The following is a 20,882-nucleotide window of genomic DNA, read 5'->3' on the forward strand; positions in this document are numbered from 1 at the left end:
TTATGCTTCGTAGCCTATTAATCATGGTTGTAACTGGACTTACGCTGGGCATGGCTATATCATGCGGCCCAAGCAAACAAGTCCAAAGCCTGACGAAAACCACACAAGAAACTCTTGAGTTAGTCAAGAAAGAAGCTCAGCGCGCCATCGCGTTGACCGTTGAAAAAGTTAAGAATTATGAAGTGGATCCTGACATTGGTAAGGAGATCATCCGCAACCTGAAAGAGTCTGAGCGTAAAATCGACACTCAACTTGCTGTTGCGGCTCAACTGGAAAAAAACGGTACCAAAGAAGAGATCCTTCAGTTCGCTGAACGCACAAACGTAATCATTCAGAGTGCGTTGACTGACCTGAAGTCGTTGAACGACCTTTATGACATCTCAACATTCTCATCATTTGAAACAGCTACCTTCTTCCCTGCCGGTGGCTTTGGTATTCCTCCTGAAAAACAGGATGAGGCCAAAAAATCAATCGAGCCAATTGTACAACGTATCATCAAGTTCTTTGGTGACCACCCAAGACAAAGGTTCGTGGCGGTAATTGTATGTTATGGTTTCTCTGACGAAACGCCGATCGCAAAGGAATCTCCTTTGTACTCTCCGCTGCTCGCAAAGATGAAAACAAACAACCCAACCCGTCAGGAGTTGAACGTAAAATTATCAGAACTTAGAGCAAAATCTATTGCCAACCTTCTGGTTGACCTTATCAAAATAAACGAAGGTTTGATTCCTAACCCCAAACTCATCAACTACGACATTAAGTGGATGGGTAAAGGTGAAGAGTTACCTTACCCAGACAGAGTAAAAGATTACAAAGCTGATGACAAACGTCGTCGTATGGTGTCTTTGATCTGGAACGTATTACCAGGTTCTTTATATGCACAAGGCCTCAGCAACGAAACTGCAATGAGGTAATCAATGAAGTATATACATGAGTAATGCCGGATTGGTTTAAAAAATTACTCTTGGAAATATTAATTGGTGTATTCATTATTTTGCCTGCAGACCATAGTTGATCTATGAAACTGCAGGCAAATTACTTCTGAGTTCTCAGTAATGAGTTTCTGGGTTCTCAGTACTGAGAATACGCAAAATAAAACGGCCCGCGATGCATCGCGGGCCGTTTTATTTTGTAGTTGACGGGTTGACGAGTTGACAAGGTTGAATAGGGAGTGTTATTAGTATGTAGGGTTGAGGTTGAAAAGTTGATATAGTTGATGAAGTTGATAGAGGGAATACAGTTGACGAGTTAACAGGTTAACAAGTTGACAAGGGGTGGAAAGGGAGTGTTTCAATAGGGGTGAAGTTGAAAAGTTGATAGAGGTGATGAAGTTGATAGAGGTCCTACAGTGCAGCGGTATAACTGTTTTCGTAACTCATAAACCAGGCAGCAGTTTTTTTGCGTCGCTTACGTTATGCAAATACCACAATAACTTACTTACAAACAAAGCCTTCCAATAAATCGGAAGGCTTTGTATTGTATTTACCTTGTTAACCTGTCAACATGTTAACTTGTCAACCTTATACAAACAGGCCTTCCGGTTAGCCGGAAGGCCTGTTTGTTTTAAACCATTATCAACTATATTAACTTTATCAACTTTTCAACTTACAAACTGAATAACTGAACAACTTATGAACCGCCAGCTTCAGCTTCCTTTTCCATCATTAAGTATGCCTTTATAAACCCATCCAACTCGCCATCCATAACCGGCTGCACATTACCTACTTCAAAATCGGTACGGTGGTCCTTGATCATTTTATACGGATGGAATACATAACTGCGGATCTGGCTGCCCCACTCTATCTTCTTTTTTGATGCATTGGTAGCATTCTTTAAAGCCTCGCGACGGCGTAACTCCTCTTCATACAAACGGCTCTTAAGCATTTGCAGCGCCATTTCGCGGTTCTCGCCCTGTGTACGGGCTTTCTGGCATTCTACCACAATACCACTTGGATGGTGCTTTAAACGCACAGCCGTTTCCACCTTGTTTACGTTCTGTCCGCCTTTACCACCGCTTCGGTAAAACTCCCATTCCAGGTCGGCGGGGTTTACTTCAACAGCAATACTGTCATCAACTAACGGATACACAAAAATGGAGGCAAACGACGTATGCCGGCGGGCATTGCTATCGAATGGTGAAATACGCACCAGGCGGTGTACGCCGCTCTCGGCCTTTAAAAAGCCATAAGCAAACGGTCCGTCAAACTGCAGCGTAGCGCTTTTAATACCTGCGCCATCGCCTTCCTGCCAGTCGAGCTCAGTAACCTGCCAGCCCTGTTTTTCACCATACATGCGGTACATACGTGCCAGCATTTCGGCCCAGTCCTGACTTTCGGTACCCCCGGCGCCGCTGTTGATCTGTAGTACGCCCGGCAGTTCGTCTTCCGGCTGGTTAAGGGTGCTTTTGAATTCGGCTTCATCGAGCTGTTGCAAGGCCCGTTCATAGGCCTCCTTGGTTTCTTCTTCGCTGGCTTCACCTGCTTTCCAGAAATCAAACAGCACAACAAAATCCTCTACCGACGCCTTTGACTGGTCGTATAGTTTGATCCAGAATTCGTTTAGCTTAATGCTTTTGAGAATTTCAGTGGCCCGTTTGTTATCATCCCAAAAACCGGGCGAAAAGGAAAGTGTTTTTTCTTCGTTTACTTTGTAGTGTCGGTTATCGACGTCAAAGAAACCTCCTCAGTCCACCAAGGCGGGACCTCATATCGTTTATTTTTTCGATTGTCATGGGGCAAATATAAGTTGAAAAGTTAAAAAGTTGATAGGGTTGATAAAGGTTATCCGTATTTCGGACTTCCCTTTCATTTCCAGACTCATAAAAGTGCAGCCCGGAAATCGATAAACCATTTCCTTTATTACCTCTATCAACTTATCAACTCATCCTGTAACTTTTCCCGGCAAATTCCGACCAACAGTGTTCAAACAGCCCCTATGCGCCTCCTACCCCTACTCTTTTGCACTTCGCTGTCTATAACGTCAATGGCCCAGTCGAGGGTATTCATACACGATGGCCGGCAAACTGCGGCCTGCACCGTCTGTGAGCAAATGCTCAATGATATGCCGAAGGAAGTATTATTTGGAATTCACCTGTACCCCAACGGTGATGTATATTTTACAATGTCTGACAAGACCTGGTTCAACAAGCTCTTTACAGGCGCCCACGACGGCGTTACGGCCGACCTGGTATCAAAAGACCAGTTTGGATGCCAGGCCACCCTTCCCGACAACTATTCGGTCAATAAGGGCTTTGTGCTGCCCCCGGTGTATACAGCCGACCTTAAGAGTAATATGAAGGAAATGTCGCCGGGCCATGTAACGGTAAAGATCGGCCATATTCCTCCCAGCCTGGCAAAAAAAGAACTGGAAGGTAACCTCATAATTGTCAAAAACGGGGTAGTTTGTGATTACACCTCCTTTGTTGACATTGATCGTATTCAATGGGCCCTGTTGCCAATGGGTTTGTATACCGATACATTGCTGAATGTTGACTTAAGTGACGACATCACGAAAAGAGCACAACACTTCTATACAAAAAAACTACAATTCAATATTCCCTTCTCAAAAGGAAAAACCACGTACAATACCAGCGATCTGCAACCGCTGTACGATTCGCTGCAACTAAAAGATTACAGTATTAAATCAATTTCCATTCGGGCATATTCCTCTGTGGAAGGTGCCACACAGTTAAACAACCAGTTGCAAAAACAACGGTCGCAATCCATTATTAAAGCCCTGCAACAATTTCAATCGCCCGAAATAAAAACAACTATTACTTCCGGTGAGAACTGGATCGAATTTTACGATGACATAGCCAAATCGCCGTTTAAAGAACTGGCCTCTTTAGGTAAGATCGAGATCAAAAAAAAGCTACTTGATAAAGTATTACTTGAGAAGGTAGAAACTTATCTCAGCAACCACCGCAAAGCAATTATCACTATTTACCTAAATAAAAGAACAGGGCTCGAAAAAACAAATGCCGATACTTTGCTTACCCGGTTTAAACAGGCCATTGCCAATAAAAAACCGGCCCAGGCATCCATTATTCGGGATGCCATCTTTGAGCGGGTGGCCAACGGCAAACTGCCACAGCAATACATTAACCAGCTTGAAATACCCAATGAAAAAATATTCAGCGATCTTATGAATAACCAGGTCTCTTATAAACTATCACTGAATATAACATATGAATATGAGGCCCTGGAAGATCTGAAAGAAATTGAAGCGCTGGCGCCAGAGAATGGAAAAGTAAAATACAATATTTGTGTGCTAAACTTCCGCTTCTGGCAATACGATTCAACCCACCTACAGGCACCTGTTTTTTTAAAATACATAAATGACCTTCCCCAATACGGCATCGATCCTTCACTGGTAAAGCGCATGCTCATCAATTACAACATTGTAATGTGCGGCATGTATATGGACCAGCTCGATTACCAGGCAAAAGACAATACGATTGAATATATCTATCGCAACTATGTGTCATTACAGTTAACCGATGCCGATATGCTGGCCCTTGCCAAGTACCTGTGTTATTATTCTCATTCGCTGGCGGCGGAAAAATTAATTGAAACAAGGGTGCATCAGCTCGATGTAGATGAAGACCTGTTATTTTATTACCTGAACCTGAAATTGTTTGATGCCGGATCTTTTGCTACAGACCCCGTAAGAAAAGCGGCTTTAAACGCCATAAATATCAATGGCCCTAGGTTTTGCCGCTTCTTTAACGCAACAGATAAAGGCGGCGCCAGTTTTCAATTGCTCAGGTATGATGCGTTAAGACCTTTGTATTGTGAAAGCTGCCGATGAGGTCGGAGGTCGGAAAATACAGACTCTTCTGACTTCAGGCTTCTGACTTCAGGCTTCTGACAAGCGCTTCCAGTTTTTGTTTTACCAGGTCGCGCGAAGTTGCATCGGTAAGCTCGCCTTTGTCGTTGAACTTATTTTGCGCCTGAGCTATCAATACTTCCGGTTTATACACGGGCCGCATATCGAGGTAGAGAAAAATATGATGAAAGTCTAACTGCATACGCACAGTACCCCATAACCCAATGGTGGCGCCCATAATGGCCACGGGCTTTTTTATAAGCGGAGCATCCTTTCCCCGCGATGCCCAGTCTATGGCGTTCTTCAACCCACCGGGAATACCATAATTATATTCGGGCGAACAGATCACCAATCCATCAGCTTTGGCCACCAGCTCCCTGAATTGTTGCACAATGGCGGGGCGCTCTGTAGCGGCCGGGATATCTTTGTCGGCATTGTATAGCGGTAATTCACCAATATTAAAGGTTTCCATGGAAACGCCTTCAGGCACCAATTGTATTGCGGTTTGTAACAGGTATGTATTGTAAGATCCTTTTCTAAGACTGCCTGATATTCCAAGAAGATGAATTTGTTCACCCATAAGATTGTTTATGGTGAAAATGCAATTTTTATTCCGGGCAAACACCAGTAACTTGTTAACCCATGACCATACCTTCTCATTACGCATATAACAACTTATACGAGGCAATACTGAATGCATTGAGCAATGCAGGGGTGCCGGCCAACAAAGTCACCAGAAAGGATATTACCGCCATTGATGAGTTTCATGTACGCGGACAGCAGGTATCGCTTGAACTGGCAGCAGCCGCCGGTTTGCAACCCGGTATGCATATTCTCGATGCCGGTTGTGGCCTGGGTGGCACCTGCCGTTTACTGGCCGATGAATTTGACTGTGATGTTACCGGCATTGATATAACCGAAGACTATATACGCACCGCTGCCAGGCTTTCGGAATTGACGGGCTTACAACATAAAACCCGGTTTGTGCATGGCAGCGTACTTTCCCTGCCCTTTGAGAACAATAGCTTCGACGTAGTATTTACAGAACATGTTCAAATGAACATTGCCGATAAAAAAACATTTTACGCCGAAATAGCAAGGGTATTAAAAACAGGCGGCCGTTTTGTTTATTACGACATTTTAAGCAACGGGCAAATGCCGGTGAAATATCCCGTTCCGTGGGCGCCCGATGACAGTATCAGTTTTTTAATTACACCTCAGCAACTACATACCTTACTACGTGATGCCGGGTTTAATAACATTCAAATAACAAATGAAACCGCCAAAGGCATCGCCTTCTTTAATAATTTGTTTAACCGGATTGAACAAAAAGGGTTGCCGCCATTGGGGTTGCATATGCTTGTTGGTTTAGATAAGATGCGTAATCTGCATAGCAACCTTATTGATGGGGCATGCGTATTGGAGAGTGGAATATTTGTAACTTCGCAGCCAACATCCAACTAAAATGATTATGAAATACACATCACGCTTAGCACTACTGTTCGTTCTTACAGCAGCTATTTTTGCCTGTAACGATCAGCAGCAGGCTCAAACCACGCAACCAACCGAAACGGCAACAAAACAACCCGGTATTAAAGAAGAGAACATCAGCTACAGCGGCGATGGCACTACCATGAAAGGGTATATTGCCTTCGATAGCAGCAGCGATGTTAAACGCCCGGCCATATTGATCATTCCTGAATGGTGGGGTTTGAACGATTATCCCAAAATGCGCGCCCGTGAACTGGCTAAACTGGGTTATATAGCCATGGCCATGGATATGTATGGCGAAGGCGTAACAACCGATTCACCTTCGGTAGCCGGTAAAATGGCCACCCCGTTTTATACCAATCCACAAAAAGCACTGGCCCGTATTCAGGCTGCATTGGCAAGTTTGAAAAATTACAGTGAAACCGATACCGGTAAAATGGCTGCTATTGGTTATTGCTTTGGCGGTGGTATGGTATTGAATGCAGCCCGCCTGGGCGAACCCCTGAAAGGCGTAGTTAGCTTTCATGGCAGTTTAATTGGCGCCCCTGCCAATAAAGACCTGCTTAAAGCAAAGATATTGGTATGCCACGGCGCCGATGATCCTTTTGTGCCTAAAGCCGAAGTAGAGAAATTCCAAAAACAAATGGACTCCATTAAAGCCGATCTTACTTTCAAAGCATACCCCGGCGCGGTACATGCGTTTACCAATCCTAAAGCAACAGAAGTTGGTAAAAAATGGAATATTCCCATTGCTTATAATGCCGCTGCCGATAGCGCAAGCTGGAAAGACATGCAGGCTTTCTTTGATAGAATATTTAAGTAAACAATACTGCAATTATGCAAGAAGGGTGAGCCGCTCACGAAGAGCGACCCACCCTTTTTTATTAGCACATTATCTCATTATCACATTAGCACATTATCACATTAGCATATTCCGCTTCGGGCTTTCCTGCCCGCCAAACCTTGGCAATGTAACGGTAAAGGTGCTTCCTTTACCCAGCTGGCTTTGTACAGCTATGCGACCGCCGTTCTTCTCCAGAAAGTCTTTACATAATTTAAGTCCCAGTCCGGTGCCGGTCTCTGAATTAGTGCCCTTGGTGGTATAAAACATATCGCCAAACAATTGATTCTGGCGTTCGGCCGAAATACCAATACCGTCATCCTGTACAAATATTTCAATACACGATGAATATTCTTTAGCCCCTACCCTTACATGCCCGTCCTGGCGTGTGAACTTAATGGCATTCGATAATAAGTTGCGTAATACCAGGTTCACCATTTCTTTATCGGCATAACAGAACAGCGGTTCTTCTATCTGCGCTTCCAGATGAATGCCTTTATTGCTGGCCTGCCAGTGTAACAACTGCAGCACCCGGCTGATCATGATCTCAATATCGAGCACCTCGGGCTGCAGCGATGAGTTCTCCATTTGCGATTTGGCCCATTGCAACAGGTTCTCCATAAGGTTGGTGGTATAGTTCATTTCATTTACTATACCGGGCAGTAATGCCTTCATTTCCTTAAGCGGAATTTCGTTCAGGTGCATATTGTTGAACAGGTTCCGCAAGGCATACATGGGCGTTTTAAGATCGTGCGCAATGATGGAAAATAATTTATTCTTTAACTGGTTCAGTTCGGTAAGCTTGGCGGTCTGTTCTTCCAGCAAGATGGCCTTTTGATGGATCTCTTCCCTTTGCAATTCTATTTCAATATTCCGCCGGTGCAGCTCATCACTTTTGTTCAATAAGCTGAAATGATAACCGGTATTTTCCTGTTTTATAAAATAGATGGCGTAAAAAATAAAAGAGATGGCCGTTATATGATTAAAAACATAGAAATAATAATTGGCAGTCACCAGCTTAAAATAAAAATCGTGCTGAACAATGCAGGCAACGAAGTAACAGGCTACCGATAATGTAAAAGCAAAAACAATGTGCACCACCTGTTGCAAAAAGAAAACCGACAATACGCCATACAGCACAAAGAACAGTTCTACCCCCACATCAACCTTGCCCAGGTATACCAGGCAGGTAGCAATGGGATACAGGCTGAAGTATACCAGGCGTGCATGTTCGTAATATTTTTCCGAATTCAGCCAAAGCACAATAACGCTGATGGCTAAAGGAGAGCCGGCTATGAACCAGGCCAACGGTGGTAGGTGGTCGTTAAAAAAGATGCCGATGATGGGTACCAGTATCCCGGTAACTATTCCCAGGAAATTAAGCTGATTGAAGATGCTCATTTTCCTTTTTTCATACTCCTCCATCTCGGGGGTTACCCCAATGGATTTTATGAGTACCCAATATCGCAATAAGTCCAGGCGCAAGGCGTGCATACAGCTACTATCGTGTTGTTTCTAAGGAAATTGAATATAGTGAAAACGCAAAAAACGTCTCTTTTATTACAGCCTCCCATTTAGGGAATTACCCAAATGGTTACTGCATTACGCCTCAAATATAGCCGGTTTGCACCAACCAATTCTATTTTTTCGTTAAGTGGTATGTTATAACGGTCAATCTTCGATGGGTAAATTGAAATATTGCTCCATTACACGCCAGTATTTGTCCCTTCGTATAAAGAAAAGGATCTCATAAGTGGTAGCCTTCCTTTCTATATACTGGTTCAATAAAACGGCCGTGGTCTTATAGTCGCTAACGTAAAAATAAATATTGCGGCAATTGTCGTAGGTTTTGTTGCCGGCAAGAATGGTGCGGTCTTCGGGCAGCAGTGAGAAAATTTCCTCTTCCAGGGTTTGTAAAGCTATCAGTTGCTCTTCGGAAGGGAAGCCGGTATCATCGCCGGTATAATTTATATTAACCTGTAATAACCACGAATAGGCGGGCTTTTTGTCCCAATACCTGCAATCCATATTCACCGTTAGCAGCATCTTTCTGCCATCGCGGTCTTCGGCTTCCAGCAGGTGGTAGGTATCGGGGCGTTCATCGGGAACCGATTCATATTTCTCAACAAACTCCTTTTCGCGCCAGTTCAGGTATTCGTGTAGCTTGGAAATTGGTATGATCTCGATGCCCGCACCAGCATCGGGTACCGGACCGGTTTCATAGTTGTCGATCTTGGTGGCTGTGTTCACTTCACCCAAACCGTTCTCAAGGTATATCATACCCCCGGCCTGAAAATGATCGTCCATCTCTTTAGTATACCCATTATGGGTGATCACAATGTTCACTTCATCGGGATACTCGTTAAGCGCAACCGGATAAAAGCTGGTGGTCTCCGTGCTGAATTGTAGCCCGTACAGGTCAATACTTATACCCTCAAAGCCCAATGCGGGTTTATGCGCAGTGAAGATCCAGTTAGGCACCGGGGGCGCGGCATTTACCAGTTCTTCCACTTTATTGAAAAGGGCAATATCGCCATCGGAGGTTATAATGAGTTCGAAATTTCCATTATTATCCGGCCCGGCCAATGCCTTTAAATATGGGTTGAAAGGCTGCATTTGCTGTATCAGTTCTTCCAAAAACGACAAAGCCTGATCAGAATCATTCTTTTCAAGCTTCTTAAACCTATACTCATTTTCACCAAACCATTGCCAAAATGCCGTTGCAGCCTGTTGCATTTCCCCTTCCTTTCTATAGTATTTGCTTATGCCAGCCATGGTAATATTTTTCTACAAATTGTATTTGCAATAATAAACATTTATTCCTGGTGACTGCCATTTACGTGGTAGCCACTATGTGAACATTTTGCCTGGTCTCTTAATTGCATGTTATGCATGATCCCGAAAAAATTCCTCATTTGTTTACAAAATAGTTAATATGAAAAAGATTACTACTCCAATTATGGCCTTACTGGTTATGGTCTTTGTTTGTTCATCCCCAGTACTGGCTGCGTCTTTACCTTCCGACAATACTGCTAAAACCGAACCAGCTCCGGCGGCAGTGACCTCCGCCGTTGATGAGTTCAAAAGCCTGTCAAAACATGAACGCAAATCGCGTATCAAAGAAGCAAAGAAAGTATTGAAAGAGTATAGGGCCGACAAGCGGGCTGGCCGTGATACAGATACCAGTATGGTATTATTGGTTATTCTGGCTATTTTGTTACCGCCATTGGCTGTTTATTTGAAAGAAGAAGAAATTAATTCAAGGTTCTGGATAAGCCTGATCCTTACTTTACTCTTCTGGATACCAGGAGTAATATTTGCGCTGTTGATAGTTTTTGATGCAATATAAACCCCGTTATACGTTATTAAAAAATCCCGACGCGCGGGCGTCGGGATTTTTTTGTTTATATACGATTATATCGTACGGTCATACGCAAAGTATAACTGTCGTGTGAACATTTTGTGGCCTTTTCGTGCATAAGTGTTATGATTCTGAATATTTACGCATTATCTTTGTTGACCAAAATATCTAATATGAAAAAGATCGCTACCCGATTCCTACTTTTATTGTTAATGGGCACTATTTCGGTTACTTCTTTAACTTCCGCTTCTCTTCCTGCTTCTGAACCTGTAGCAGCAACTGAACCGGCAAGTGTACCTGCTGCTACTACCAAAGCCGAACCATCACCCGAAACTATAAAATCGGCTACTGAGGAATTCAAGAACCTGTCAAAACAGGAAAAGAAAAGCCGTTTGAAAGATGTAAAGAAAGCGTTGAAAGAGTATAAAAAAGCGAAAAAAGAAGGCATGAGCGATGACGATGCAAAACTTATTTTGCTGGTTATCCTGGCTATTCTGTTACCACCATTAGCTGTTTTCCTGAAAGAAGAAGAGTTCAACTATAAGACCGTATTGGCATTGGTACTGTGTTTGCTGGCAATTTTCACTTTTGCTTTGTGGTTAATTCCAGTATTGTATGCATTATTAGTAGTATTCGACGTACTATAATTTTTCACTTTTATCATAACGAGGGTGGGCTATCGGTAAAAGATGGCCCACCCTTTTTTATTGTATCGTATGTTTGCAGTAATAGAATTATACAGGTAATGGTACAGGCATATAATTTTTTAGCAAGCTGGCAATTGTTTCCCGAAAAAGGCACCTATGAACTGGGCGACCGTCCCCGAAGCGGCATTTATAAAATAGAAGCCATAGAAAATGAGCGGCTGCTGGCCATAAGTATGAACTGGGTAACCCTCGAAAACCATGCTTTTGAAAGCCATTACACCATTTTGCCCGATGCGCAGGAACATCACTTCGATAACCCCGAAGTGGCAGAAACGATAAAAGCGACATTTATTGATGGAATTACTTTTGAAACGGTATTCTATCGTGATCACCAGCAGGTATTGTATATACTGCATGAAATAATGCCCAATGGTTATTTGCGCGTTACCCAACAAGGTATTACCCCCCAGTTAAAGCCATATACAAATATTGAGTTCTATCATAAACAAATGAGCGTACTTCCCTACTCCGCATCGGTGTCGGGCGCTGTTATAAAACCAACCGAAGAAGGCGTTATAAGACATAAGGCGCTAACGGCTATGGAAGAACAAACCAACATGCAGCTTGAACAAATAAGGAAACAGATAGAGCTGCTGGCCCTGCAGGCGCAGGAAATACAAAAACGAAAAGAATTATCCCTGCTTATATACGGCGCCAAGCTGAATTTCACCCCGGTAATTGGACAAACCTATTATGTGTATGAAAAGGCCGATGGCAGCCATTTATTATCTTTAGTAAGCCCCAAAGAATGGGGCGGCGGCGCGGGCCCCTATAAGCGTTTTGTGGCAATGGTGAAACTGCTGGCCGATCATACATGGATGGAGATGCAATAAACAATAGACAATTGGCAATGGGCAATGGGCAAAAGACAAGATCTTGTCACAAATGGACTGTTTATTTGCTGCAATGAACCATTGTTTGTTGAAACAGGGTAATTGTTTGGCTGCAATTGATCAAATGCAGCTTACTCCAAGTCATTGCTCACCTGCAATGCAAAACTTATTACCTGCAATAAAAGCTTGTTGATCTGCAATGAGCCCTATTTACCTGAAATTTGGTCATTTCAAGCAGCAAACGAAGCAGGTTAAGCGTGCAATGAACCTCAGTATACCTGCAATGACCGTTGTTTGTTGAAATTTGATCATTGCAGGCTGGCATTAGATCGTTGCAAGCTGAGATCGTGTTCATTGCAAGTGGAATTTATATGGTTGCAAGCTGACATCAGTCATGTTGCACCTGTAATAGCCCACAGTACAACTGAATTTATGTCATTGCAGGCCGCTTTTGCATCATTGCAACCTTGCAATGGTCATTGCATCCCAAGCAACGGTCATTGCCTGCCAGCAACGGACCATTGTAGCGTGAATTCGAGTCATTGCAGGTTGCTTTTATGCGTTGAGCCAGCTGCAATGATATAAAAACAACCTAAAGCGACGCAAATACAGCTGCGATGTGAGAAATAGCAGCCAACAATTATCAAATAACAAGCTGCGATTGGCAAAATAACAACTTGCAACGATCAAATTTCGTCTAGCAACGATCAAATTTCATTTAGCAATGGTCACGTTGCAACAAACAACGGTCAAATTGCAAACAGCCCCGTTTAGCAAAACGATTTTGGTAACTATTTCAATAAAAAAAGCCTCCCGATAGATCGGGAAGCCCGTTGTTTTTGTGGTTCTATACTTGTTAACTCGTGAACTCGTTAACCCGTCAACTTATAAACTGATCTCCACGCTTCCATTTGCCCAGGTAAGCAATGCCTTATCATCGCAGCTGCCGCCGGTGCCAAAGTCAAGGTGCAATACGCGGTCGTTGATGGTTATTTTCAGCACACCTTTTACAATGTAATTGCAACTAACAGCTTTTATAAGCGGCGACTCAGTTGTTTTTGTTACAGTAACGCCATTGGCATATTTGATAGTAGTGCTTGCATCAATTGAGTATACATCATCGGCACAAATAAGCGTTGAACCACCTTCAATTTGGGTAACGGTTTTGGTACCTACATAGGTAAATCCTCTGCCATTGGGGCGGCTTACTTTACCACCTTCAATTTTTACCGAATACTTAACCGAGCCATTGGCGCTGAGGTTGGTAATGGTTTTTACACCTTCTACATGTACACGGTTAACATAATAATCCTGCAAGGTTATTTTTAATGTAGCGCCTGATTGTATAGGGCGGGCAGAGAAGTATAATACAACTTTACCTTTTCTTGTTTTACCATCTTTACAAAGTACGCCGTCTCCATAATTGATAGTAACGGTTTTCGGGAATGTGGCATCGTTAGGTTCGGCAGTAATTACAACACCAGTACCTAATTTCAGGGAAAGATTTACAAACAGGTCGAGGCGAATACGTGCAGTGTTGCCATCGGTAGCTATACGGCCATTATCAATTGCGCCACTTTCCATATCGGCGCCGGTAGCAAGCCCCATTTCTGTTATATCATCATAATCGCTTTCGGCGGCTGCATCTTCCTGACTAATAGTTTGGGCTTCGGAATCACTTACGGGAGCTTGGGAAGAATTGTTATCTTTTTTACAGGAAACAACTGATAAAGAGATCAAAAAAAGCATAGCAATAGCTGCTGAAATTCTACATTTCATGTGTATTCTTTTAAAGTGTATAAATTTTGTTATTGGTAAGTGCGGGTTTTTGATGGTTGCTTTTAATGGAAGTTTAATTACATGTTAAAAAAAATATATTGAGGGTGAGTGGTGAATGGTGAGTGGTGAGTGGTGAGTGGGCTCGCGAATGTTAGGGCTTATACACTATCTTGCGCCGCCAAAAATTTATTGCCGATTGCCGATTGCCGATTGCCGATTGCCGATTGCCGATTGCCGATTGCCGATTGCCGATTGCCGATTGCCGATTGCCGATTGCCGATTGCCGACCTTCAGCACATTTTTTGCAAATTCAGTATTGAGGTTTAATTTTAAAACTCATTATTCTACATAACTATGATAGTTGATTTACGATCAGATACAGTGACCCAACCAACCTCAGGCATGCTCGATGCCATGTTAAGTGCGCACGTAGGTGATGATGTGTTTGGCGAAGATGCCACGGTTAACATGCTTGAATCTATGACGGCCGATCTGTTTGGAATGGAAGCCGCCTTATATTGCCCAACCGGCACCATGAGCAACCAGATTGCCATTAAGGTACATACACAACCCGGCGATGAAGTAATATGCGATCAAACAGCCCACGTATACCAATACGAAGGCGGTGGTATGGCATTTAATGCAGGGGTTCAACCAAGATTATTAGCAGGCAACCGGGGCCGCATTACTGCCGAACAGGTAGCATTGGCCATTAATCCCGATGATGTACACAAAGCGCATACCTCATTGGTATGTCTTGAAAATACATCGAACCGCGGCGGTGGCAGTTGCTACGATATTCAGGACATACAGCATATAAGAACGGTATGCGATAACAACAACCTTTCGCTGCACCTCGATGGCGCACGTTTGTTCAATGCCATTGTTGCCCGCAACGAAAGCCCCAAACAATACGGCGCTTTATTTCATAGTATTTCGGTTTGCCTAAATAAAGGATTGGGATGCCCAATAGGAAGTATTCTTATAGGCAATCAGGCATTCATAAAAAAAGCGCGCCGCATACGTAAAGTGTTCGGCGGCGGTATGCGCCAGGCCGGTTATATGGCTGCGTGCGGGGTGTATGCGCTTAAGAACAATATCATTGGTTTGCAGCAAGACCATGAAAATGCAAAAGAAATAGCCAGCAATCTTATTAAAACTACTTTCACAGAAGGTATATTACCGGTAGAAACCAATATCATCATCTTTGAAATTGCACAACCCTACCAGGCTGCACAAATAGCAGCAGCATTGAAAGAAAAAAATATTCTGGCCATTCCCATCTCTCCTACTCATGTCAGAATGGTGCTTCATTTGGGAATAACTTCAGAGATGGTAGCTTATGTGATAGATACGATACTTAATCTGCAAGTGTAAAACAGCTGTAAGCTTTAAGCTATAAGCTGTAAGCAAATACAGAATACAGCTTAAAGCCGAAAGTCAAAAGCCTAAAGCAAATACAAAATACAGCTGCCGAACTGAGAACTGAGAACTAAGAACTCAGAACTAAAAACAACCATGAAATATTTATTTTTAACGTTCATTCTCTTCATATTCGCGTTATCATCATTTTCTCAACAAGACTCCATTGTATTTTCAAATACAAAATGGCAAACCCAAACCATAGCCCCGGGTATTGTTTGGAAACACCATCACTTTATCAAGGACCTGTTCAACTCAAATCAAAACATCAATATTGTTGAAATAAAACTCAAAAAGAAAAGGGCCATTGCCCTGGCCTGTGAAGCCAAAACACTAAAACCTACCAGTGAGTTTGGTAAACAGACCGGCGCTATTGTTGCCATTAATGGTAATTTCTTTGATATAAAGAACGGCGGTTCGGTTTACTATATAAAACAAAACGATTCGGTGATTAGCAATAACCGTCTTTGGCCAAACAATATAAGGGCCCGCCATCAGCAGGCAGCCCTGGTGATCAAAAAAGGCAAACTACGTATTGCTAAATGGGACAGCTCGGCCAACTGGGAGTTAACACTGAATGCAGCCAATGTAATGAACACCGGTCCGTTATTGCTTTGGCAGGGCAACCGCCAACCGCTCGATACAGGTGAATTTAACCATGCCCGCCACCCCCGTACGGCCATTGCATGCCTGGGTAAAAAACGGGTTTTATTCATTACCGTAGATGGCCGTAATGAGCAGGCAGCCGGCATGTCGTTGTACGAACTGGCCAGCATTATTAAATGGTTAAAAGCCCACGATGGCGTTAATATGGACGGTGGCGGCTCTACCACCATGTACATCAATAACCAACCCGATAACGGCGTGGTTAATTACCCTACCGATAATAAGAAATGGGACCACGGCGGAGAACGCAAGGTGGCTAATGTGGTTATAGTAAAATAATCCTGTAAAATTAGTCTCTTCGGTTTTAATAGGCCGTTCGTTACCAGTTACCGGGTGCCAGTTGCCAGGAATACAATATGCCTGGTTTTGCCTGGTAACCGGAAACAGGTAACCGGCAACTGCAACTTAGCAGCAGGAACTTTCAACTTAGTAACAAGAATCATTTATTTTTGGGCCCTAATTCATTGTAGTATGTTACCTAAGATCAAACCTCATCATACCGAAGCATGGGATAAGCTCGAACGCCATTATAAAAAAATTGCCGATACCCATTTGCGCGAATTGTTTGCCGACGACCCTGAAAGGTTCAGGAACTTTTCTATTTCGTACGAAGACATTTTGTTCGATTACTCAAAGAACCGCATCACTCCCAAAACATTGTCGTTACTGCAAGACCTGGCCAATGAATGCAAATTGCCCGAAGCAATAGAGGCCATGTTCACCGGTGATGCCATCAATGAAACCGAAGGCCGGGCTGTATTGCATACCGCCTTGCGCAATTTTGGCAATGACCCCATTTATGCCGATGGAAAGAATGTAATGCCCCAGGTTCACCAGGTATTACAACAAATGAAACAATTCTGTAACCGTATTCACAGTGGTGAATGGACGGGCTATACCGGTAATAAAATAAAGTACATCGTTAACATTGGTATCGGCGGCAGCGACCTGGGCCCCTATATGGTTACCGAAGCCCTGAAGCCATACTGGAAGAAAGACATTCAGGTATATTATGTTTCGAATGTAGACGCCACGCATATTGCCGAAACATTACGAAAAGTAACACCACAGGAAACGCTGTTCCTCATTGCGAGCAAAACATTCACCACCCAGGAAACCATGACCAATGCCCATACGGCCCGTAACTGGTTTCTGGAGGCAGCCGGTGATGAAAACTATATAGCCAAACATTTCGTGGCGCTTAGCACCAACGAAAAAGAAGTGGTGAAATTTGGGATCGACAAAGCCAATATGTTCGAATTCTGGGACTGGGTTGGCGGTCGATATTCACTGTGGAGCGCTATTGGTTTATCAATTGCCCTTACCATCGGGTACGATAACTTTGAATCGCTGTTAAAAGGCGCCAATTCTGCCGATAATCACTTCCGCACTAAACCCTTCGAAGAAAATATTCCGGTTATCATGGCGCTTATAGGGCTTTGGTATACCAACTTCTTCGATAGCCAAACCGAGGCCATTCTCCCCTACGATCAATACCTGCACCGCTTTGCCGCCTATTTTCAACAGGGCAACATGGAAAGCAATGGTAAAAGTGTTGACCGCAGAGGTAAAACCGTTCGGTACAATACCGGTCCGGTTATTTGGGGCGAACCAGGCACCAATGGCCAACACGCGTTTTATCAGCTTATACACCAGGGAACCATTCTGATCCCCTGCGATTTTATTGCACCGGCCAATAGCCATAACCCAATTGGCGACCATCATGCCAAACTGTTATCGAATTTCTTTGCGCAAACCGAAGCATTGATGAACGGTAAAACAGAAGTGGAAGCAGAGGCCGAATTAATAAAGGCAGGTAAATCGCCCGATGAAGTAAAAGCCCTGCTGCCGTTTAAAGTATTTACCGGCAACCGGCCTACCAATTCTTTCCTGGTTAAGAAGATCACGCCTTACACGTTGGGTCAGCTCATAGCCTTATACGAACATAAGATCTTTGTACAGGGTGTTATTTGGAATATCTTCAGCTTTGATCAATGGGGTGTTGAACTTGGTAAACAACTGGCCAATAATATTCTGCCCGAACTGCAGGATGATCAACCGGTTTCTAAACACGACTCTTCGACCAATGGATTGATCAATGCATGGAAGAAGATGAAAGATGCTTAGTTTGTTGTAAGGAAATTCAAATTAGATAAATAGCTTATAGGCAATAAGAATACGTAGTAGGAAGTACGAAGTACGAAGATTTTGAGGTTTTGGAAAGTATTGAGGTCCAAAATTAAATCTCTTCTTACATCTTACTTCTTACCTCCTACTTCCATTAATTTCATGAAGAAGCCCTCCTGTTCAACAGAAGGGCTTCTTCATGTATATATAGTGGATTATAGAATTCTCGTTCCGAGATACACCTGAAATCCCTGGTTTTTCCATTTGTCTTTATTATCGATATCATTGATATTGGCCAGGCCAATTACATAACGGCCACCAACCTTAAGCGAGCCGAGGTTCAGCTGCAAACCGCCCAACATAGCAAAGTCGCCGGTCTTGAAAGCCTGTTTTCCATTTTCAAAAAGGCTTTCATCTTTATTCAACAAAACACCGAACTGCGGGCCTGCCTGAAACGAAATTATTTTGGCAGGGCTGTATGTTAAAAGCAACGGAATGCTTAAATAATTCAGTTTGCCTTCCAAATCACTTTTACCACCTGGATAAATTTCATTGAAGTTATTTGCCGTACGATAGTTGGTCTGGTTCCACATAACCTCGGGTTGAAGCCCCCATTGATCATCGAACTTTATTTCTGCAAATGCACCCAGGTTATATCCGAATTTAAATTCATCTTTAAGAGCTGTACCATCAATCTTAAAAATATTTGCACCAGCTTTAACACCAACATGAAAAGAACCGCCACCCTTCTGTGCAAATGACGTTGTTGTCAGCGCTGAAGCAATTGTTAGTAATACCAGGGATCTAAGTTTCATATTCTGTTTTTTATGGTTCACCTATAGAATTTCAACTTATATGCCAAGGTTCAACCATGGCTGTTAATTTACCTTAACAGCTGCGTGAAGAAATGCCTAAAAATCAATTGTTAGAAACTAATTCCTGCGGTAATGGAATAAACGGTACTAAGTTTTGAGGCATCATCGAGATCCTGTAGAAAGTAATCGAACAACACCTGCGACTGCAGCAGGAATCTGCCTTTTAAATAACTGCCTCTAAGCGCAAAGCAGGCGCTTTGTAAGGCAAATTGTGTGTTATCGGAGATCTCTTTGTTACTGGGTAATGAGTTGGCGCGTACCGGCGAAAAGTTATATGAATAGGAAGTATTGAAACCAAAGGTTTGCGTACCGGCGTTTAACATTGCAATAGGTGTTAACGTTATGTTGTCGGCCTTTTGTAATACACTATACCAGTCAAGGTCTTTACGAACAGATATAGTTGCAGAGAAGTCGCGTACGGAGGTTACGTTCTTTACATAATATTGGTTTCTTAACAATCGTAACCGCCGCGGTGCTTCCCTTAGTTCAGACTCTTCCTTACTACCCCAGCCATAACTTAAACTAAGCGTAGGCCGCACCCACCACTTCTTATAGGAGAAATAGGCAAACAGTTCATTTTGTATGGGCGTTGTATAAAAGTCGAGCGAGTCTTTGGTTATGTACCGGGTATATGCGATACCTGTTGAAAACTTCTTTTTTATCAAATCAAAAGAAGGGCTGATAGAAGCCTGGTAAAACTTCAGGCCGTTATTCAACAGTGCATAACCTGCAGCTGAAAGGCCCAGTCCCGATTTATGATAATATCCAACAGAGGGTGAAAAAATGAGCTTTTTTTCGGTATTTACGGTAACCGTGTTCTTATCGTTAAAACTAAAGAAACCGGTACCAATAGCAGTGTTGATGGTAAAAAAACTTTTACGGCCAACCAGGCTATCGAGGTACAGGTCAAAATCTTTTAGTAATGAATCGAGTATGGCTGTGGTATCACCTTTTATAAATAACGAATCAAGTTTTCCCCCTTTTTGGGAAAAACCTGGTTGCATAGCAACCGTGAAAACAAGAAGAACGAGTATTTTCTTCATACGTTTGCTAAATATCCGCATAGCGGTGCACCGGGTGCATAGTGCACAGAACAACGAAGATGAGATAAAAAAAATTGTAGCCGGTTTAATCATTACTAATTTTTTGCTAACTTATATTACCTTAACCATCACGACCATTACGCTATGATAACCTGTTTGATAGTAGATGATAACGATTTGTCGAGACTTACCTTACATCAACTGGCGCTGCAAACCGGAAGGCTTCAGATAACCGGCGAATGTAAAGATGCCATTGAGGCACACCGCAATATTACGGCCAATCCGCCTGATTTGGTTCTTTTAGACGTAGAAATGCCCGGAATGACCGGGCTCGATCTGTTGAAAATATTGCCCAAACAAACCCTGGCCATTCTTACCACCTCCCAAAAGCAATACGCGGTAGAAGCTTTTGACCTGAATGTGGTTGATTATCTTGTTAAACCGGTAAGCATGCCCCGCCTTATGCAGGCCCTCGATAAAGTGCGGGAAATTATGATGCGCAGCGAATCGGAGGTTACCGCCGCCGCCGATGACTATCTTTTTATAAGGGATAATAACATATTGAAAAAATTACGACTGGAAGAAATATTATGGATAGAGGCCATGGGCGATTATGTGAAAATTCGTACCACAACGCAATGGCATATTGTACACTCTACGCTTAAAGCCGTTGAAGAAAAGATAAACTCAACAAAATTGATGCGTGTACATCGTAGTTATATCATCTCTCTCGATAAAATTGACTCCATTGAAGATGGCGCCGTAAATATCACCAATACCCCCATACCGGTAGCCGAAAGTTATCGCAGTAAATTAATCCAGAAGATTAAGTTATTATAAGTTTTACTTTAAATTGCAGGTGAATCAATTGGCAATAGGCAATTTGCAATTGGCAAATCATTCCCATTTG

Annotated in this window: 18 protein-coding genes; 11 read left to right on the top strand and 7 right to left on the bottom strand. The window is 43.0% G+C overall.

Features of this window, described 5'->3' with window-relative positions; translation table 11 throughout:
- The first annotated feature begins 2 nt into the window (after window positions 1-2).
- Window positions 3-914, top strand: a complete 912-nt coding sequence (locus GGD38_RS01275) for a hypothetical protein (protein ID WP_375299844.1) — start codon at window positions 3-5, stop codon at window positions 912-914.
- A 715-nt stretch (window positions 915-1,629) separates the two neighbouring features.
- Here the strand turns inward: GGD38_RS01275 and prfB are convergent.
- Window positions 1,630-2,731 (bottom strand): peptide chain release factor 2 gene (gene prfB, locus GGD38_RS01280; protein WP_375299843.1). Its coding sequence is split into 2 segments (ribosomal slippage): window positions 1,630-2,670 and window positions 2,672-2,731, totalling 1,101 coding nucleotides; the frame shifts between segments, so codons are not numbered across the junction.
- Window positions 2,732-2,934: 203 nt separating this feature from the next.
- Here prfB and GGD38_RS01285 point away from each other — a divergent pair.
- Window positions 2,935-4,809 (top strand): hypothetical protein, encoded by a 1,875-nt coding sequence (locus GGD38_RS01285; protein ID WP_375299842.1) that lies wholly within the window; start codon window positions 2,935-2,937, stop codon window positions 4,807-4,809.
- Between the two features lie 34 nt (window positions 4,810-4,843).
- On the opposite strand, the gene GGD38_RS01290 is transcribed toward GGD38_RS01285, so the two are convergent.
- A complete protein-coding gene (locus GGD38_RS01290) occupies window positions 4,844-5,494 on the bottom strand; it encodes an NADPH-dependent FMN reductase (RefSeq protein WP_375303762.1) in 651 nt (216 codons plus the stop codon).
- Between GGD38_RS01290 and GGD38_RS01295 the strand changes: the two genes are divergently transcribed.
- Together GGD38_RS01295 and GGD38_RS01300 are read left to right on the top strand one after the other, a co-directional pair.
- Entirely contained in the window at window positions 5,470-6,291 is an 822-nt protein-coding gene (locus tag GGD38_RS01295; RefSeq protein ID WP_375299840.1) for a class I SAM-dependent methyltransferase, read from the top strand. The two genes, GGD38_RS01290 and GGD38_RS01295, sit on opposite strands and share 25 nt — an antisense overlap.
- Before the next feature lie 7 nt (window positions 6,292-6,298).
- Window positions 6,299-7,141: a dienelactone hydrolase family protein gene (locus tag GGD38_RS01300; protein WP_375299839.1), complete on the top strand. Its 843-nt coding sequence runs from the start codon at window positions 6,299-6,301 to the stop codon at window positions 7,139-7,141.
- 96 nt (window positions 7,142-7,237) lie between these two features.
- On the opposite strand, the gene GGD38_RS01305 is transcribed toward GGD38_RS01300, so the two are convergent.
- Both GGD38_RS01305 and GGD38_RS01310 read right to left on the bottom strand, forming a co-directional pair.
- A complete protein-coding gene (locus GGD38_RS01305) occupies window positions 7,238-8,560 on the bottom strand; it encodes a sensor histidine kinase (RefSeq protein WP_375299838.1) in 1,323 nt (440 codons plus the stop codon).
- Between the two features lie 270 nt (window positions 8,561-8,830).
- Window positions 8,831-9,934, bottom strand: coding sequence for a DUF695 domain-containing protein (locus GGD38_RS01310; RefSeq protein ID WP_375299837.1), 1,104 nt, complete (start codon window positions 9,932-9,934; stop codon window positions 8,831-8,833).
- Window positions 9,935-10,094: 160 nt separating this feature from the next.
- Between GGD38_RS01310 and GGD38_RS01315 the strand changes: the two genes are divergently transcribed.
- The 3 genes from GGD38_RS01315 to GGD38_RS01325 all read left to right on the top strand — a co-directional run bounded on the left by GGD38_RS01315 (window position 10,095) and on the right by GGD38_RS01325 (window position 12,060).
- On the top strand, window positions 10,095-10,508 hold the full coding sequence (locus GGD38_RS01315; RefSeq protein ID WP_375299836.1) for a YqaE/Pmp3 family membrane protein: 414 nt from the start codon (window positions 10,095-10,097) through the stop codon (window positions 10,506-10,508).
- A 185-nt stretch (window positions 10,509-10,693) separates the two neighbouring features.
- Complete coding sequence (locus GGD38_RS01320) at window positions 10,694-11,167, top strand: YqaE/Pmp3 family membrane protein (protein ID WP_375299835.1); 474 nt, start codon at window positions 10,694-10,696, stop codon at window positions 11,165-11,167.
- A 98-nt stretch (window positions 11,168-11,265) separates the two neighbouring features.
- Window positions 11,266-12,060 carry a DUF2452 domain-containing protein gene (locus GGD38_RS01325; RefSeq protein ID WP_375299834.1) on the top strand — a complete coding sequence of 265 codons (795 nt, stop codon included), beginning with the start codon at window positions 11,266-11,268 and terminating at the stop codon, window positions 12,058-12,060.
- Between the two features lie 885 nt (window positions 12,061-12,945).
- Here the strand turns inward: GGD38_RS01325 and GGD38_RS01330 are convergent.
- The gene (locus tag GGD38_RS01330; protein ID WP_375299833.1) at window positions 12,946-13,839 is read right to left on the bottom strand and encodes a hypothetical protein; all 894 of its coding nucleotides are present in this window, start codon (window positions 13,837-13,839) and stop codon (window positions 12,946-12,948) included.
- Between the two features lie 354 nt (window positions 13,840-14,193).
- Between GGD38_RS01330 and GGD38_RS01335 the strand changes: the two genes are divergently transcribed.
- From GGD38_RS01335 to pgi, 3 genes are all read left to right on the top strand, one after another.
- Window positions 14,194-15,216: a threonine aldolase family protein gene (locus GGD38_RS01335; protein WP_375299832.1), complete on the top strand. Its 1,023-nt coding sequence runs from the start codon at window positions 14,194-14,196 to the stop codon at window positions 15,214-15,216.
- 141 nt (window positions 15,217-15,357) lie between these two features.
- A complete protein-coding gene (locus GGD38_RS01340) occupies window positions 15,358-16,206 on the top strand; it encodes a phosphodiester glycosidase family protein (protein WP_375299831.1) in 849 nt (282 codons plus the stop codon).
- Between the two features lie 192 nt (window positions 16,207-16,398).
- A complete protein-coding gene (gene pgi, locus GGD38_RS01345) occupies window positions 16,399-18,054 on the top strand; it encodes a glucose-6-phosphate isomerase (RefSeq protein WP_375299830.1) in 1,656 nt (551 codons plus the stop codon).
- A 215-nt stretch (window positions 18,055-18,269) separates the two neighbouring features.
- Here the strand turns inward: pgi and GGD38_RS01350 are convergent, their stop codons facing one another.
- Entirely contained in the window at window positions 18,270-18,869 is a 600-nt protein-coding gene (locus tag GGD38_RS01350; protein ID WP_375299829.1) for a porin family protein, read from the bottom strand.
- A 110-nt stretch (window positions 18,870-18,979) separates the two neighbouring features.
- Complete coding sequence (locus GGD38_RS01355) at window positions 18,980-19,972, bottom strand: hypothetical protein (RefSeq protein WP_375299828.1); 993 nt, start codon at window positions 19,970-19,972, stop codon at window positions 18,980-18,982.
- A gap of 144 nt (window positions 19,973-20,116) precedes the next feature.
- Here GGD38_RS01355 and GGD38_RS01360 point away from each other — a divergent pair, with 144 nt between their 5' ends.
- Window positions 20,117-20,812, top strand: coding sequence for a LytR/AlgR family response regulator transcription factor (locus GGD38_RS01360; protein WP_375299827.1), 696 nt, complete (start codon window positions 20,117-20,119; stop codon window positions 20,810-20,812).
- The last annotated feature ends 70 nt before the right edge of the window (window positions 20,813-20,882 follow it).

This window comes from Niastella sp. OAS944, assembly GCA_024809215.1.
In the GTDB taxonomy this organism is placed as follows: domain Bacteria; phylum Bacteroidota; class Bacteroidia; order Chitinophagales; family Chitinophagaceae; genus Niastella.

What these genes read in the sequence shown, in the direction of transcription:
- GGD38_RS01275 (WP_375299844.1), top strand. Translation starts at nt 3, where the DNA reads ATGCTTCGTAGCCTATTAATCATGGTTGTAACTGGACTTACGCTGGGC.
- GGD38_RS01285 (WP_375299842.1), top strand. Translation starts at nt 2,935, where the DNA reads ATGCGCCTCCTACCCCTACTCTTTTGCACTTCGCTGTCTATAACGTCA.
- GGD38_RS01295 (WP_375299840.1), top strand. Translation starts at nt 5,470, where the DNA reads ATGACCATACCTTCTCATTACGCATATAACAACTTATACGAGGCAATA.
- GGD38_RS01290 (WP_375303762.1), bottom strand. Translation starts at nt 5,494, where the DNA reads ATGCGTAATGAGAAGGTATGGTCATGGGTTAACAAGTTACTGGTGTTT.
- GGD38_RS01300 (WP_375299839.1), top strand. Translation starts at nt 6,299, where the DNA reads ATGAAATACACATCACGCTTAGCACTACTGTTCGTTCTTACAGCAGCT.
- GGD38_RS01305 (WP_375299838.1), bottom strand. Translation starts at nt 8,560, where the DNA reads ATGAGCATCTTCAATCAGCTTAATTTCCTGGGAATAGTTACCGGGATA.
- GGD38_RS01310 (WP_375299837.1), bottom strand. Translation starts at nt 9,934, where the DNA reads ATGGCTGGCATAAGCAAATACTATAGAAAGGAAGGGGAAATGCAACAG.
- GGD38_RS01315 (WP_375299836.1), top strand. Translation starts at nt 10,095, where the DNA reads ATGAAAAAGATTACTACTCCAATTATGGCCTTACTGGTTATGGTCTTT.
- GGD38_RS01320 (WP_375299835.1), top strand. Translation starts at nt 10,694, where the DNA reads ATGAAAAAGATCGCTACCCGATTCCTACTTTTATTGTTAATGGGCACT.
- GGD38_RS01325 (WP_375299834.1), top strand. Translation starts at nt 11,266, where the DNA reads ATGGTACAGGCATATAATTTTTTAGCAAGCTGGCAATTGTTTCCCGAA.
- GGD38_RS01330 (WP_375299833.1), bottom strand. Translation starts at nt 13,839, where the DNA reads ATGAAATGTAGAATTTCAGCAGCTATTGCTATGCTTTTTTTGATCTCT.
- GGD38_RS01335 (WP_375299832.1), top strand. Translation starts at nt 14,194, where the DNA reads ATGATAGTTGATTTACGATCAGATACAGTGACCCAACCAACCTCAGGC.
- GGD38_RS01340 (WP_375299831.1), top strand. Translation starts at nt 15,358, where the DNA reads ATGAAATATTTATTTTTAACGTTCATTCTCTTCATATTCGCGTTATCA.
- pgi (WP_375299830.1), top strand. Translation starts at nt 16,399, where the DNA reads ATGTTACCTAAGATCAAACCTCATCATACCGAAGCATGGGATAAGCTC.
- GGD38_RS01350 (WP_375299829.1), bottom strand. Translation starts at nt 18,869, where the DNA reads ATGAAACTTAGATCCCTGGTATTACTAACAATTGCTTCAGCGCTGACA.
- GGD38_RS01355 (WP_375299828.1), bottom strand. Translation starts at nt 19,972, where the DNA reads ATGAAGAAAATACTCGTTCTTCTTGTTTTCACGGTTGCTATGCAACCA.
- GGD38_RS01360 (WP_375299827.1), top strand. Translation starts at nt 20,117, where the DNA reads ATGATAACCTGTTTGATAGTAGATGATAACGATTTGTCGAGACTTACC.